Annotated in this window: 1 protein-coding gene; it reads right to left on the minus strand. The window is 50.7% G+C overall.

Translation table 11 applies throughout. The annotated features are described in order from the left end of the window. On the minus strand, positions 1–267 hold a 267-nt coding region (locus GFJ41_RS21205; protein WP_170076037.1), incomplete at its 3' end, for an uL1 family ribosomal protein. Positions 268–286: the final 19 nt, after the last annotated feature.

The following is a 286-nucleotide window of genomic DNA, read 5'->3' on the forward strand; positions in this document are numbered from 1 at the left end:
TAGTGCCTCAATGTCCATGTGTGGGATTTCAGCAGCCTTGGCTTCATCGCAATGCTGCTGGTCACCAAGAACACACACTGAGAACTTGGGACGTGGAGTGGTCTTCAGCCTGACAGTGCCTGAGAAACGCTTGTCCTTCTGGGGATCATAGTTCTTCAAGCTGATCTGCAGCTCCACGGTTTCCAGGAACTTTCTCCTTTTAGAAATGGAGCCAGCCTGGACCTCCCGAACAGCTTCGTACAACGTATCTCTTGAGACCTTGCTCATTTTAGCTAGTCTTCCCCTG

This window comes from Paraclostridium dentum, assembly GCF_012922555.1.
Taxonomy (GTDB): Bacteria; Bacillota; Clostridia; order Peptostreptococcales; family Peptostreptococcaceae; genus Paraclostridium; species Paraclostridium dentum.